This is a genomic window from Peijinzhouia sedimentorum, assembly GCF_049340005.1.
Classification (GTDB): Bacteria; Bacteroidota; Bacteroidia; order Cytophagales; family Cyclobacteriaceae; genus CAXBDP01.
The window spans coordinates 512,287-528,137 of the sequence record NZ_JBMPIY010000001.1; the positions used below are offsets into that span (position 1 = coordinate 512,287).

A 15,851-nucleotide genomic window follows, 5' to 3' on the forward strand; every position below is an offset into this window, starting at 1 on the left:
ATGCATACAACAGATACATCAGAGAAGGGCTTAGAAACGATCATAGAAAAGCATTTAATCAATCACAATGGCTTTATTGCAAGCTATAGTGCCGACTATGATCGTGACCTCTGCATCAATGAAAAGCTGTTGTTCGAGTTTTTGGCAGCAACGCAACCTAATGCCCATGATACCATAGTCAAAAGAGGCAAAGACAAATTCTTGAAACGCCTTTCTGACCAAATTCGTCAGAAAGGAATTGTTGAAATTTTGCGCAATGGAGTCAAAGATTTGGATTTAAGGGTACAGCTTTACTTTAAAAAGCCAACCTCACTCCTTAACGATAAAGCCCAAAAGCAATACAGCAGCAATATTTTTTCTGTTACTCGCCAGTTGTACTACAGTCTGGAGAATAGCAACTCTTTAGACATGGTGTTATTTATCAATGGTTTACCGTTGAGCACTTTTGAATTAAAGAACCAATGGACGGGTCAAAATGTAAAACACGCCATTCGCCAATATCAAACAGACCGAGATCCGAAAGAACCCTTGTTTGCCTTTGGCAGATGTATGGTTCACTTTGCCGTAGATGCAGATTTGGTTTACATGACCACACATCTCAATAGTATAAAGACCTTTTTCCTACCCTTTAACAAAGGCAACAATGATGGTGCTGGCAATCCTGTTAACCCCGAAGGTTTAAAAACTGATTACCTATGGAAGGATATTTTAACCAAGGAAAGCCTGAGCAACATAGTAGAGAACTTTGCTCAAATTGTTGAAGAAAAGGATGAAGACACAGGTAAAATCAAACGCAAACTTATTTTTCCAAGATACCACCAACTCAGAGCAGTAAAAAAGCTACTGCATCATTCCAAAGAAAACGGTGTTGGCCAAAAATACCTTATTCAGCATTCAGCTGGTTCAGGCAAATCAAATTCAATTACCTGGTTAGCACACCAGTTGGTGAGTTTACATGATAGCGAAAATACTGAGACTGTTTTTGATAGTGTTATTGTTGTGACGGACAGGCGTGTTTTAGATAAGCAGATTAGAGATAATATCAAACAATTTGCTCAGGTCAGCAGCGTGGTTGAAGCCATAGATAAAGGTAGCAGTCAATTAAAGCAAGCCCTTGAAGATGGAAAGAAAATTATTGTAACCACAGTTCAAAAATTCCCATTCATAATAGATGAAATTGGAACATTACAGGCAAAGAAGTTTGCAATCATCATTGATGAAGCCCACAGTAGCCAAAGTGGTGAAACGGCCAGCAAAATGAATTGGGTGCTTTCCGATAAAGAAGAGGCCTACGGTGAAGAAAAAGAGCCCCCTACTTCCGAAGATATTATCAATGAATTGATTGAGAACCGTAAAATGCTTAAAAACGGTAGCTACTTTGCATTTACGGCCACCCCAAAAAATAAGACCCTAGAAACCTTCGGTGAAAAGACAGCCGAAGGTAAGTTCATTGCTTTTGATAATTATACCATGAAGCAAGCCATCGAGGAAGAATTTATTCTTGATGTACTGAAGAATTACACCACTTATCAATCCTATTACAAATTAGATAAAGCGGTTGAAGATAACCCTGAGTTTGAAACTCGCCAAGCCAACAAGAAACTACGTGCTTATGTAGAAAGCCATCCATTCTCCATCATGGAAAAATCTAAAATCATGTTAGACCATTTCCATGCGGATATTAGAAAGCTCATCAATGGTCAGGCAAAAGCGATGGTTGTTTGCAAAAGCATTAAAAACGCCATTCTTTACTATCAAGCTTTCAAAGAATACATGAAAGAAATAAACTCACCTTACAAAGCCATTGTCGCTTTTTCAGGCACAAAAGAAATAGACGGAGAAGATTGGGATGAGGCCAGATTAAACGGTTTCCCGAGCAATGACATTCCAACCGAGTTTAAGAAAAAAGAATACCGCTTTCTGATAGTAGCCAATAAGTTTCAAACAGGATTCGACCAACCGCTCTTGCATACCATGTATGTAGATAAAAAATTAGCGGATGTTCAGGCTGTACAAACCCTATCGAGACTCAATAGAGCATACAAACCTTACAAAGAAGACACATTTGTAATGGATTTCTTTAATACCACAGAAGATATTAAAAAGGCATTTGAGCCTTTCTATACTACCACTATCCTTAGTGAGGAAACAGATGCAAACAAACTAAATGACCTACAGGATGCTTTGGACAAAGCTCAGGTCTATTCACAGGATGATGTGGTAAACTTCACCGAATTGTATTTCAAAGAAGCGGAAAGACAGGAATTAGACCCAATCATTGATAAGTGCGTTGCGGAGTATAAAAATGAATTGAATGAAGATGCCCAGATTGATTTCTATGTAAAGGCGAAATCCTTTTTCAGAATGTATGCCTTCCTTTCTAAGCTGCTTTCCTTCAATAATTCCTATTGGGAAAGGTTGTATTGGTTTCTAAAATTCCTGATTCCAAAAATCAAACCAGATGAAATTGAGGATTTAGCCAAAGGCATTCTGGAAGCAATAGACTTGGATAGTTATAGACTAACCCGAACAACTCAGGAAAATATCAAACTAAGTGGTAATGAAGAATTAGACCCTACACCACCAGTAGTGAAAGGAACAAAAGGTGAGCCCGGCTTTAATGAGTTGGATGCTATCCTCAAAGAGTTTAATACAAAGTTTGGTATTGATAACTGGACTGATGATGATAAGGTAAAGAATTTTCTGTTTGAGCAGTTGCCTGCAGATTTTGCCCGTGATCAAGCTACTGTCAATGCCGTAAAGAACAGCGACAAACAGAATGCAAAAATAACCTCTGATAAAAAGGTGGAGGATTTGATGCAGGACGTCATTTTCCAATACACCGACTTGTATAAAAAATTCACGGACGACCCAGACTTCAAACGCCAGTATTTAGACTTTGTATTCGACAAGATTTGGAATCAACAATCTAATCTTCAAAACAGACCTAAATAATGGCAAAGCACTGTTTCAACATACTAACATTCAATCACCCGAGCGATTCGCTCACCTTCTATTTTTCTGACAAGGAGGAAGAAGGAACTACACGAATTTATCATTCATTGGTTCCTAATGAGGTCATTAATAAGTATGCAGAACAGGAACATTACTACACTTCATTTTGCCAAGAAAAAGAAGGATTCATTCCGGTCACAAAACCAACTTCTCCAACATTTAAGCAAATTATTACGGAAGAAGGGATTGAAAAATCTGTTCAAGTTTCTGATTCGGCTTTCTCCTCACGTATTCTAAAAAGGTATTATAACTCGTTAATCCATAACCACTTCAAATCAAAAGGCTGTTTGGTAAAGCCTAATTTTGTGAGGGATACAGAAGTTTGGCTAAAAAGTGATGACCAAGACAAAGAAGGGCTTTATAAAACCTTCGATAAATTTACGCTGAGAGTCCAATTCAAAACCGTATCAAAGGAACTTGAATTACTTGTGACATTTGAAGGCAAGTCAAAAATTTTCAAAACCCCTGTATCGGAACTATTTGAAGAAGTACCGGTAAGGGCATTCAATTGGGTGGTCTATGAAAAAGGACTTCACCGCTTTGATGAATTGCCGGATGAAGGAAAAAGAAATTACGATAAGGTTTATCCTGTTTGGAATTTTGAAATCAGGGATGCTTTGCATCAGGAAACAGAAGCCCCGGACAAGACGAACAAATACAAGAAATTCAAAACGGCCATTGATAAATTTTACAGAGATCAGCTTAATACAGCCGAGTTCAAAGCCATCATTCCGCTTTCATCTAAAGGGTTTATTCCAGTGGATGAAGTCCGCATCGGTTCAATTGAAAAGTCCAGCAACAAACTCGTATTTGGAAATCAAAAGCTGCACCATGTACCGTATTATGGTATTACAGAAAATGGTCCTTTCGAGTTAAGCCCATCATCAAAGATTCATTTCTTTTTTATTCTCCATGAAGATGATAGAGAGGTAGCAGCCAAAATTCACAACTACTTTAATGGCAAACTGAACGGCTTTAGGGGGCTATCAAAGTTCATTCATACACCGTATCATCCAGATAAAGAACTCGCAATCTATTTCAAGGACAGGGATAACCCTTGGCCGGAACTTTACGAGCAAATCAATGACAAAGACTTTGATACCGACATTCAGCACATAGCTATTTACATTACCCCAATCAGCAAGAATGTTCCAGTAAAATCTCAGCGGTTGGTTTACTACAAGCTGAAAGAGCTTCTATTGAAAAAAGGAGTTTCCTCTCAGGTGATAGATCCTGATAAAGTAATTACCAACGACAAGTATCATTTCAGCTTGCCAAACATCGCAATAGCCATTCTCGCAAAGCTCAATGGCACTCCGTGGAGGTTGGACACAAAGCTGAAAAATGAATTGATTGTTGGAGTTGGAGCATTCAAGCATACAGAAGTTGACATCCAATATATCGGCAGTGCTTTCAGTTTCTCCAATACAGGGAAATTCAACCGCTTTGAATGCTTTCAGAAAGACCAAACAAAAGAGTTGGCAGGTTCAATTCTAAGAGCAGTTAAAGACTATGTGAATGTAAATACAGGAATCCGAAGGCTTGTAATTCACTTCTATAAAGACATGAGTAGAGAAGAAGTAGAACCGATTGAGAACGGCCTGAAAGAATTGGACTTGAACATTCCGGTATTTATCGTCACCACCAACAAAACAGAATCCTCCGATATTGTTGCCTTTGATTTGGACTGGAAAGATTTGATGCCTGTAAGTGGAACATTCATCAAATTGGGTTACAATAGATTTTTACTATTCAACAATACCAGGTATTCAGCATCAGAGTTCAATTTCAATGACGGGTTTTCATTTCCGGTAAAGCTCAAGATTAATTGCTCCAACCCTGAATTGGTTGATGATTACAAAACAGTCAAAGAGCTTATCGATCAGGTGTATCAATTTAGTCGCATGTACTGGAAATCAGTAAGACAACAAAATTTGCCCGTAACAATCAAGTACCCTGAAATGGTGGCAGAAATGCTCCCCTACTTTGAAGGCAACGAGATTCCTGATTACGGAAAAGACAATCTTTGGTTTTTATGAACACCTCACTAGAAGAAAAACTTAGAAAGAAATCCATTAAACCAACGGCCATGCGCCTTTTGGTTTTACAATACTTAATGGAGCAAAATCGCGCATTAAGTTTGAATGAACTAGAAGTGCTTTTCGAAAATGCTGATAAGTCAACCATATTCAGAACGCTCAAAACATTTCAAGAAAACTACTTGGTACACAGAATCAATGACGGTAGTGGAGCAATCAAATATGCCCTTTGTGATGATGACTGTATTTGCAGTTTGGAAGATAACCACATTCATTTCTTGTGTACTAAATGCGAAAAAACCTATTGCCTTAAGGATACCCCTATTGCAACTCCAACTTTACCAAATGGATTTAGAGCAAACTTTGCCAATTATCTGATTGAAGGCATCTGCTCTGCTTGTTCTTAGAACTTTGCAATGGCATTGCACTCCTTAATTACTTGCTTTGTGTTCGAATTAAAACTTGAACATGAAGCACACATTTCTATTTCTATTCATTCTACTAAGCGTTTCGGCTGTCGCACAAAACAGCATTTACTTTCAGGTTAATGATGATGAAGGTGAAAGCCTCATTGGAGCAACTATTGTTATTGAGGGTACGACAAATGGTGGTACAACAGACATAGATGGTAAGTATCATTTTCAAAATATTCCCAACGGCTCAATCAACTTTGTCATAAGCTATGTAGGGTATGAACCGCAATCCAAAACACTCCTTTTTCCTGAATCAGATGGTAAAACGATTGTTATTGTCATGGAATCCGGTGAAGAAGAGCTTGAAGAAGTAATTGTTTCTGCTACACGTTCTTCAAGAACAATAGAGACCATTCCAACACGGATAGAAGCTGTAACTCTAGAAGAACTTGGAGAGAAAGCCGCAATGAACTCAAGTAACATAAGCATGGTACTTAGAGAGTCTCCAGGTATAATGATGCAACAAACCTCTTTGAGTTCAGGAAACATGAACATACGTATTCAGGGACTTGACGGTAGATATACCCAAATGCTCCGTGATGGAGCACCGATATATGGCGGCTTTGCAGGTGGGCTATCAATCTTACAGATCCCGCCACTTGACTTAAAGCAGTTTGAAATCATTAAAGGTGGAAATTCAACACTCTACGGGGGTGGAGCCATTGCAGGTATCGTAAACTTGGTTTCCAAAACCCCAGAAGAAGAACCTGAACTTACCATAATGATTGACCAAACAAGCGCATTGGGAACTACAGGAAATATCTTCTATGCCCAGAAGTATGGAAAGTTGGGACTAACCATGTATGGGTCGGGAAACAATCAAATAGCGTACGATCCAGATGATGATGGTTTCTCGAACATGCCTCAATCACAGTCTCTCACTCTAAATCCACGATTATTTTATTATCCCAACAACAACACAGAAGTTTCGCTTGGTGTAGGTGCAACCCTTGATGAAAGAACAGGTGGAGATATGAAAGTGATTGACGGCAATCCCGAGATAGAAAATGTCTTTACGGAGGTAAATAAATCCGAAAGGTATAATTCTCAATTTCTTTTGAAGAACCGGAAAGATAACCGTGAGATAATATTAAAAAACAATATTAGCCTGTTCAACCGTGAATTAACTATTCCCGATTATCTATTTGACGGACAGCAGCTATCCAGTTTTTCAGAAGCATTTCTAAAACTGGACAAATCAGATGAAAATGAATGGCACTTAGGAGTGAATCATTATTACGAATCTTTTACAGACAACAATCCTGATAGCCTTGGCGCTCAGGATTACACATTCAATACGTTTGGTGCTTTTATTCAGAACACCAGGAACTTAGGTGAAAGGTTTGTTTTTGAAGGTGGTTTGCGTACAGATTACAACATTGAGCATGGCCCTTTTGTGCTGCCAAGACTTGCTCTACTTTACAAGCACAGTAATAAGTTTTCTTCAAGGATAAGCGGTGCAATGGGCTATAAACTTCCAACGCTATTTACAGAAGATGCGGAGCGTATTTATTATAGAGATATAGCACCGATTAGCACAAGTTCACTCAATCCCGAAACCTCCATTGGTGGGAATATTGACTTCAACTATAAAACTATTGTACTAGACAAATTCACTTTTGCCATTAACCAACTCTTCTTTTTCACGCAGCTCAACCAAGCATTAGTCCTAAGAGAAGATGTACCAAGCAGCACATACTTTTATGAAAATGCCGATGGCCCAATTCAAAGTTCAGGCTTTGAAACTTCGATTAGAACCACATACGAAGACTTTAAATTATTTATGTATTACACCTATACCAACACAGAACTGAAATACGACAATATAAATAAGCAGCAGCCCTTAACCCCTGAGAGTATGGCAGGTTTCATTCTGATGTATGAATTAGAAGACAATTGGTCAGTTGGCTACGAACTCTACTACACAGGTCGGCAATTTGATAACAGCTTTGATCAAAAATCGGACTATTGGACAATGGGTTTTATGGTGATGAAACACTTTGAACACATTACCTTATTTGCCAACTTCGAGAATTTCACCAATACAATGCAAACCAATTTTGAGCCACTTGTAAATGCTCCAATTTCGAATCCAACCTTTAATGATATATGGGCACCCACTCCAGGCTTTGTATTTAATGGTGGTGTGAAGATTAACATTTTCTAAACCATGGACTTTTACCAAATCATAACTCCAATTATCACCGTTGCGTATTTGCTCATAGTCTTTGTGTTTCGATCCATCATAGTGTGGCGGCAATCGGGTGTTAATCCTTTTGTTTTCAGTTCAACCGAGAATGCACATGACTACCTCGGTTTCATTTACAAAATGGCTGTTCTTTTTATGGCTATAACTATTGTCTGCTACTCCTACCTACCAGCTGTTTATCAGTTTTTGAATCCTATTCCTTTTTTATTGCGGGACTCAATACAAATGGTCGGTGTAGCCCTATTGCTAATCTCATTTCTTTGGACATTAATCGCTCAAGTTCAAATGTCAGATTCTTGGCGTATTGGAATAGACTATGACGAAAAGACTGAATTAGTAGTTAAAGGGATATTTGCTATCTCAAGAAATCCAGTATTCCTAGGCGTAGTGGTATTTTACATTGGCATTTTCCTCATTCTTCCAAACACCCTGAGCTTTACTTTGGTACTAGTGATGTTCATAACCGTACAAGTCCAAGTAAGATTAGAAGAAGTGTACCTACTTGAAACACATGGTGAAGCATATCAAGCATATAAAAACAGTGTGAGACGATGGATTTGATGCAAAAAACAATATTTCATATTTCAAAAATGGACTGCCCTTCGGAAGAGCAAATGATTCGTATGAAGCTAGCCGACTATGATTCCATACAGCAACTTGATTTTGACATTCAAGACAGAAAACTAACTGTAATGCACCTTGGCAATTCATCTGAAATATTGAATCTACTAGAAGAGCTGAAATTGGATACAAAGTTGGTTTCCGAATCAAAAACGACAGAGTCAATAAACTACTCTACAGACTCCAAAAAAGAGCGAAAACTACTATGGGCAGTACTACTGATTAATTTCTCGTTTTTTGTAATTGAGATACTCTTTGGTTGGATTTCAAAGTCAATGGGGTTAGTGGCTGATTCATTAGATATGTTGGCTGATTCTATTGTGTACGCACTCAGTTTAATGGCAGTGGGGCAATCTGCTATCCGCAAAAAGAACGTTGCGAAATGGAGTGGATATTTTCAATTACTCCTAGCCCTAATAGGATTAGTTGAAGTGATAAGACGTTTTATAGGTTCAGAAGAAATGCCTGTATTTCAAACCATGATTGTAATCTCTATTCTTGCCTTAATAGCCAATGGTCTATCGCTATACCTTATTCAAAAATCCAAAAGCAAAGAAGCCCACATGCAGGCTTCAGCGATTTTTAGTTCCAATGATATTATCATAAATATTGGAGTAATTATAGCAGGCACACTTGTCTATTTTACCAGCAGTCAGATTCCTGACCTTGCAATTGGTTCAATAGTTTTTTTGATAGTCATTCGGGGTGCTTTCCGAATACTTAAATTAGCAAAGTAATCCCTCCCACGGCCATGTGCCTGCGGTAGGTGCATTTCATTCGTTCCTCATTCCATTTACCAACCTTCAGCACCGCACAGCAAGAGTAGCCCGTTATTCCATTCCGCTGCGCTACATTCCATACCGTGCCACACTTGCTTTTCCCAACACACCCCCCAACGCAGGTAAAGCGGTGTTCGTCAGTCGTTCCGTTTTGTTCCGCAAAAACATATCTGCAAGGGTAAAATGAACTCCCTTCGGTCGCCCTTGCATATACCGTTCACTTACCAGCTCGTTTGCGCTCCAGTAGGTGCTCACTCACTGCCGTTCACTTGTTTTGCTTCACACACTCTCTCCTTCCTCACTCGCAGCTATTTCATCCCCCCAAACCCCTTCTAAGGTGTTCGCTACACTCACAATATTTTTAATTGGGGGTCTGCCGCTGCTTATTGTTTTTGCTCGCCTGCGGGTCGCTGCGGGCTGATCGGGCTGTCATGTTTTTTGCTTTCCCCAATGTGCTTTCAGTCGCTTCGTTTCAGTCATTCGTTCCTCATTCCTTCAACTCAGCCACTTTCAGCACCGCTCACAAGAATAGCTCTTTCACTTCACTACACGAGCCAACGCACCGTCATTCCGCAATCTGCCTGCAATCCCCCTCCAATGGGTTTGTACTGCAATCAAAAAATACAAACCCTACCAAAACTATTGCAGGCAGTTATTGCTCCATTCCTTTCCAACAATCGTTTCGTTCCGTTCAGTCGCTACCCTTGCCTTTGCCGACCCTGATGCAAAAAAACACGCCAGCCCTGCCGTAAACGGTAGGCGTCTGCCGCCCTCATTCTTCGGGCTTTTGCAGCCACCACCCTTGCTCCGCTCGCAGGCGGCTCGCAGAAATGGCTTCGCCTTGGTTTACCTGCGTTTCCACTCCACCCCATACAAACTGAGTCTCTTGGTTTAATTATTAAGTATTTGCTTAAATAAGAAAACTATTTGTATCTTTGCTACGTTATTAAATCCTAAATAGGAAGTTTATGGAAAACAATCAATCGTGTATCAGAGTGTTTGCCGACAAGGTTCAAATAGACAATTGTAGAGTAATACTTCAAACCAACGACAAGGCATTCAGTCAACTGAGTGGACTTTTAGCATTGGCAGGAAACGAAGTAAGGTTAAAAATCTTATTTCTCTTAGAAGAAGAAAACGAACTTTGTCCTTGCGACCTTTCAGACATTCTCGGAATGAGCATCCCTGCCGTTTCGCAACACCTCAGAAAACTAAAAGACGGAAACATCATTGAAGGTAGAAGAGAAGGACAAACCATTTTCTACTCTTTGAAACAGGAGCAACTTACTTTACTTCGTCCATTTTTTAAACACATCATAAACAATTCAAAAAAGGAAACAGTATGAACAAGAAAAACAACAGACTTGTCGGAGCGGGTGTGCTTTCGGCAGTAGCAGCATCACTTTGCTGCATTACACCTGTATTGGCTCTTATTTCAGGAGCTTCAGGAGTGGCATCTACCTTTTCATGGATGGAACCAGCAAGACCTTATCTAATCGGTATCACCGTTTTGGTATTGGGCTTTGCTTGGTATCAGAAACTCAAACCACGAACAGCCGAAGAAATCCAATGTGATTGCGAAGAAGACGAAAAAAAACCCTTTATGCAGACCAAAACATTCTTGGGAATTGTAACCGTGTTTGCAGCCTTGATGCTCGCTTTTCCAAACTATGCACACATTTTCTATCCTTCAAACGACAACAAGGAAGTTGTAATCGTCAATGCTTCTGACATCCAAACGGTAACTTTTGATGTAAAAGGAATGACTTGCAATGGTTGTGCTTCACACGTAGAAAATGATGTGAACAAATTGCCAGGCATTGTTAAGGTAGATGCGATTTATGAAGAAGCGATTGCCAAAGTAGAATTTGACCAAACCAAAGTGAGTATCGCTCAAATTGAAGAAGCCATCAACGGTACAGGTTACAAAGTGGTTGGCAAGAAATAGTATTTTTTTGCCTTTTGTATTTAAGAACTTAATTAAATAATTACACAATGAAAAAGAATTTAATTCTATTGAGTGCTTTGTTCCTAATTGGAATTGCTCAGCTCAATGCACAATGTTGCAAACCGACTGACAATAAAGCACAAACAGCAAATACAACACAGCAAGAAGGTAAGACCCTGCAACTGAAAATCACGGGAATGACTTGTGCAGGTTGTTCCAACCATATTTCAAATGCCCTCAAAGAAGTGGACGGCATTATTGAACACAAAGTGGAATATCCGGGCGATTTGGCAACCATCCAATACGACCCAAAGAAAACAAATCCTGACGCTATCATCAAGGTTATTGAGCAGACAGGCTATAAAGCCGAAATCATTAAGGAAAATCAAAAAGAGAAATCATTATGAACAAAGAAATAATAAAACTAGACATCACAGGTATGACCTGCGACCATTGTGCCACAGGCATTGAAAAACTACTTTCCAAAAACGAAGGTGTAAAAGAAGCAAATGTGAGCTATCCAAAAGCTACTTGTGAATGTTCTTTTGACCCTACCAAAACAAGTAAAGAAGAAATCATCAATACCATTAACGGCACAAAAAACTATCGTGTAAAAAGTGAAATTTCTGAAAATGGAAATAGTAGGAATAATCAATTTGATTTAATCATTATCGGTGGCGGTTCGGCTGCATTTTCGGCAGCTATAAAAGCCGAAAGTTTAGGTTTAACGACCTTAATGGTAAACGGTGGTTTGGACTTTGGTGGTACTTGTGTCAACGTGGGTTGTGTGCCTTCTAAAAATCTTATTCGTGCAGGCGAGTCGGCTTATCACGCTACACATTCCAACTTTGAAGGCATCCGACCAAAAGGCGTTGATATTGATTTTGCTCAAATCATCAAAGACAAGAAAAAATTAGTAGCCACACTTCAAGAGAAAAAATATATGGATGTGGTAAGCGATTTTGAAAACCTGACTATGCTAAAAGGTTGGGCAAAATTCAAAGACAACAAAACCATTTTGGTTGACGGCAAGGAATACAAAGCCCTCAAATTTTTAATTGCTGCGGGAGCTACGACCAACATTCCGACTATTGAAGGATTGGACAAAATTGACTACTTGACCAACGTTTCCCTTTTCGACTTGGAAGAAAAACCCGAAAGCTTGACCATTATGGGAGCAGGTTACATAGGTTTGGAAATTGCAATGGCGTACAATCGTTTAGGCGTTAAAGTCCGAATCATTGAATTTACCGACCGTGTTCTACGGACACAAACCCCAGACATCAGTGAAGCATTGGAAACCCAAATGCGAAAAGAAGGCATTGAAATCTTACCTAATTTCAGAGCCGTGAAATTCGAGAAACAAGGGAATGAAACCATCATTCACTGTAAATGTCCTGACGGTTCATTTACGCAAATTATAGAAAAAGGTAAGGTAGTAATTGCCACAGGCACAAAAGCCAATACAAGCCAATTAGGGTTAGATAACATTGGTTTGGAACTCACCAAAAGCGGACATATCGCTGTAAATGAAAAAATGGAAACCAATCTACCTAACATTTACGCAGCAGGTGACGTAACCAACACCCCTGCATTTGTTTATACAGCCGCTTTTGAAGGTAAAATTGCCGTTGAAAATGCGTTCTCAGGAACAGATAATAAAGCCGATTATTCTTCTTTACCTTGGGTGGTGTTTACTGACCCACAAATTGCAGGGGCAGGTTTAGATGAAGCACAGGCAGAATCAAAAGGCATTCCGTTTGAAGTGTCAAAATTGGAATTGAAAGACGTACCGAGAGCCATAGCAGCCAACGACACAAGGGGTTTCATCAAACTCATTCGTAACTCGGAAACTGACAAACTTATAGGCGCAAGAGTAGTCGCACCCGAAGGTGGAGAACTCATCCAACAATTAAGTATGGCAATCAAATACAGAATAACAGTGAAAGACTTAGCAGACAGTTTCTACCCTTATTTGACTTTGGGAGAAGGCATAAAATTAGCAGCAATAACTTTCGGAAAAGACGTATCGAAATTGAGTTGCTGTGCAAGCTGAATTAAAATCCTTCAATTCTCTTTTTCTGATTCCTATTGATGTATTGACTTATAAGTCGAATATTATTGGTGCAAAGTATTGGCATTTAACAGCCATAAATAGTCAATAATCACTCATACATAAAGCAAAGGTACAGGCGTGCGGATGCGAGAGCTGCAAGGGTTCGCTTCGCCTGTTAGGTAAAAAAATCTCCACCCTACGGGTAGTATTTTTTTCCCACAGCCCTTGCTGCAATCGCACCGTCCTGTGATGACGGGGCATTATGTATAAGTTCTTATTCAGAGTCCGTTTCGGCAGCCGGTGGTTGTTGGCGGGCGTTCGCACCTCAGGTCATCCGTTCCATGCAGGCATTCAGCGTTTCGGTATCACCGATTATACGCTACGTGTCTTTTGGTTCGAGTTGTGCCTTTCAGAGCTTCCTTTTTAGGGGGCTCTTTTTTTTACTCGTACAGGGAAAATTTTAAAAAGAGAAAAGCAAAGTTAGGCGGGCTCGCACAATCCCAACGCACTATCGGACTGTAAAGGTCAAGCCCTACGGGTTTTGAAAAAAATCTCCACCCTTCGGGTAGTATTTTTCTCAAAAACCTTGACAGCCGACCTCCGCCCGCCTTTTCAAGAGCTTTCTCTTTTCTTTTTTTCCCTTTTTTCTTTTCTCTTTTGAAAAAATATATGCGAAGCGCAGCGAGCAAAACTCTAATGGCTCACTGTATGAAATCGTTTCGTATCAAAACACACCGACTGGAAACCAGCTACCAACAACCGCACTTCTTTATTCTCAACAAGGGATTGAACAGCGGAAAACCGCTCAACCGAGCTTGCCCGAATTGCTTTGTTTGCCTCACCGACAACCAAGAGGACAGGGAATTTCTCTTTTGGCTTTGCTTTGGATTGTGGAGGTCAAAATCCTTTCACTATCTCCTGAAAGGCTCCGTGATTCCATTTGTGACTATTGATGAAATCCGAAAGCTGATCCGGGAAAGCTCTATCAAAGCTAACTGCAAAGCCCAGGCGTTTCAGAAGGCAATTCAAGCCCTTCAACTACTCGATACCAACGAGCAAAAAATCAAGGTCACATTAAAGATGATTGATACTGCCAGACAAGCCATATTTTATGAATTGATGAAAGAAACAGGAGCAGGATAGATTCCTGCCCTGCCAAAAAAACAGGGCAACAAAAGCAAAATAAAGCACACTACCGCAACAGCACCCAAGAGAGAACTACTGCCTAATTCTTGAAGTAATTTAGTTGGCGAAGGGCAAATCCATGGTAAGTCCGTGTCAAGTCCAAGCAAATGTTTAACCCTTAAAAAATCGTAAAGAGATGGGAAAAATTAATCAAGGTATTCTCGGTGGTGTCTCAGGACAGGTCGGGAATGTAATCGGTGGAACTTGGAAGGGCATCGATTACCTGCGCATCAAACCTTCCAGTGTAGCGAACCCAAGAACTGAAGGTCAGGTTGACCAGCGTTCGAAGTTCTCAACTGTCTTGCGGTTCTTGCAGCCCATGACAGACTTCCTGAGAGTCGGTTTCAAGTTGTATGCAAACAAAATGACCCAGTTCAATGCGGCCATGTCATACAACCTGAACAATGCGATTACCGGAGTTTATCCAAACTTCATGATTGACTATGCAAGTGCATTGGTTACTCGTGGAAATCTCACAGGAGCTGCCAACGGTGCTGCCACTTCTCCAAGTGCTGGATCAGTGGAAGTGACCTGGACAGATAACTCAGGCAGTGGTAGTGCTCAGGCAACAGACAAGGCGCTGATTGCCCTTTTGAACACTACCCGTGGAGAAGCAGTTTTTACAACTGCTGGACCTGCAAGGAGTGCCGCAGCTGCAGCCATTCCTGTACCTTCTGAGTACTCAGGAGAAGATGTAGAAGTCTTCTTAGGGTTTGTATCAGAAGACGGAACTAAAGTCGCTAGCAGCGTTTATTTAGGCTCTGTAACAGTTGCGTAAAGCAATTGGTGTTTTCCTTAAAAACCGCTTCCTTTGTGAAGCGGTTTTTTTATGCCCGCACACTTCGTTTTTCCTTTCTTTAGTCCTTAATTAGCCTAATATCAACACTTCTTGTTGCTAATCTGTTGCTAATACGATATAACTACCTGATATACAGGTATTGAAAAGATATTGTATCGGGAAGTGATAAACTATTTAGCATTTATTCTATTGGTTCAGATATTCAACAGTATTACCAATCACCACCTACATCACCCTGCATCCTTGTTTTAAAGTCTAGGATTAACTCATTTGTATCTTCTTCGAACATTTCTGGTGTGTAACCATATTCAGTGCCCATACTTTTTAATGAATAAAATTCACCCGTTGGTGGAGCTATTTCAATTCTACTGCTCTCATCTCTTACTCTAATTGTGATAATTGCAAATAATGCATCTCGTGATGCGGCATATGGGCTAGTGCTAACAAACCCTTCCTTAATAATATATTTACCTTTTACTGTTCCAGATTCTTTATCTGTGAATTGAATAACACTTTCCGCATTATTGAATGTCTCTACCATCCATTCGTTTGCCAAAACATAGTTTTCATCCTTACTATGGTCATTTTCAAAAGTTGCAATCCTTGGTGGAGGGGTTTCAAGAGAAATCCTTGAGCCAACACAAGAATTAATTAGAAGTAAGGGCAAAACTAAAATCCCAAGAGTAAATAGATTTTTCATAATATTATATTAATTGTAATTAAATAT

13 protein-coding genes are annotated in these 15,851 nt (G+C 39.8%); 12 read left to right on the plus strand and 1 reads right to left on the minus strand.

Translation table 11 applies throughout. The annotated features are described in order from the left end of the window. The 12 genes from ACOXY8_RS02295 to ACOXY8_RS02350 all read left to right on the plus strand — a co-directional run bounded on the left by ACOXY8_RS02295 (window position 1) and on the right by ACOXY8_RS02350 (window position 15,103). Entirely contained in the window at window positions 1-2,955 is a 2,955-nt protein-coding gene (locus ACOXY8_RS02295) for a type I restriction endonuclease subunit R (protein ID WP_458329943.1), read from the plus strand. After that, complete coding sequence (locus tag ACOXY8_RS02300; protein ID WP_458329944.1) at window positions 2,955-5,054, plus strand: Piwi domain-containing protein; 2,100 nt, start codon at window positions 2,955-2,957, stop codon at window positions 5,052-5,054. The genes ACOXY8_RS02295 and ACOXY8_RS02300 overlap by 1 nt, the downstream gene beginning before the upstream one ends. Further along, window positions 5,051-5,461: a Fur family transcriptional regulator gene (locus ACOXY8_RS02305; RefSeq protein WP_458329945.1), complete on the plus strand. Its 411-nt coding sequence runs from the start codon at window positions 5,051-5,053 to the stop codon at window positions 5,459-5,461. The genes ACOXY8_RS02300 and ACOXY8_RS02305 overlap by 4 nt, the downstream gene beginning before the upstream one ends. 61 nt (window positions 5,462-5,522) lie before the next feature. Further along, window positions 5,523-7,694 carry a TonB-dependent receptor gene (locus tag ACOXY8_RS02310; protein WP_458329946.1) on the plus strand — a complete coding sequence of 724 codons (2,172 nt, stop codon included), beginning with the start codon at window positions 5,523-5,525 and terminating at the stop codon, window positions 7,692-7,694. Between the two features lie 3 nt (window positions 7,695-7,697). Next, window positions 7,698-8,297: a methyltransferase family protein gene (locus ACOXY8_RS02315; RefSeq protein ID WP_053224308.1), complete on the plus strand. Its 600-nt coding sequence runs from the start codon at window positions 7,698-7,700 to the stop codon at window positions 8,295-8,297. Further along, on the plus strand, window positions 8,297-9,094 hold the full coding sequence (locus tag ACOXY8_RS02320) for a cation transporter (protein ID WP_458329947.1): 798 nt from the start codon (window positions 8,297-8,299) through the stop codon (window positions 9,092-9,094). Before ACOXY8_RS02315 ends, ACOXY8_RS02320 begins: the two co-directional genes overlap by 1 nt. Before the next feature lie 1,010 nt (window positions 9,095-10,104). Further along, window positions 10,105-10,482: an ArsR/SmtB family transcription factor gene (locus ACOXY8_RS02325; protein ID WP_088161967.1), complete on the plus strand. Its 378-nt coding sequence runs from the start codon at window positions 10,105-10,107 to the stop codon at window positions 10,480-10,482. Beyond that, entirely contained in the window at window positions 10,479-11,084 is a 606-nt protein-coding gene (gene merTP / locus ACOXY8_RS02330; protein WP_027375685.1) for a mercuric transport protein MerTP, read from the plus strand. Before ACOXY8_RS02325 ends, merTP begins: the two co-directional genes overlap by 4 nt. A 47-nt stretch (window positions 11,085-11,131) precedes the next feature. After that, window positions 11,132-11,491: a heavy-metal-associated domain-containing protein gene (locus ACOXY8_RS02335; RefSeq protein WP_027375686.1), complete on the plus strand. Its 360-nt coding sequence runs from the start codon at window positions 11,132-11,134 to the stop codon at window positions 11,489-11,491. Then, window positions 11,488-13,140 carry a mercury(II) reductase gene (gene merA, locus ACOXY8_RS02340; RefSeq protein ID WP_458329948.1) on the plus strand — a complete coding sequence of 551 codons (1,653 nt, stop codon included), beginning with the start codon at window positions 11,488-11,490 and terminating at the stop codon, window positions 13,138-13,140. Before ACOXY8_RS02335 ends, merA begins: the two co-directional genes overlap by 4 nt. 708 nt (window positions 13,141-13,848) lie before the next feature. Next, window positions 13,849-14,283: a DUF6943 family protein gene (locus ACOXY8_RS02345; protein ID WP_458329949.1), complete on the plus strand. Its 435-nt coding sequence runs from the start codon at window positions 13,849-13,851 to the stop codon at window positions 14,281-14,283. A gap of 178 nt (window positions 14,284-14,461) precedes the next feature. Then, complete coding sequence (locus ACOXY8_RS02350) at window positions 14,462-15,103, plus strand: DUF6266 family protein (RefSeq protein WP_458329950.1); 642 nt, start codon at window positions 14,462-14,464, stop codon at window positions 15,101-15,103. 232 nt (window positions 15,104-15,335) lie between these two features. Here ACOXY8_RS02350 and ACOXY8_RS02355 read toward each other — a convergent pair whose 3' ends face one another. Then, window positions 15,336-15,824, minus strand: coding sequence for a DUF4468 domain-containing protein (locus tag ACOXY8_RS02355; protein WP_458329951.1), 489 nt, complete (start codon window positions 15,822-15,824; stop codon window positions 15,336-15,338). Window positions 15,825-15,851: the final 27 nt, after the last annotated feature.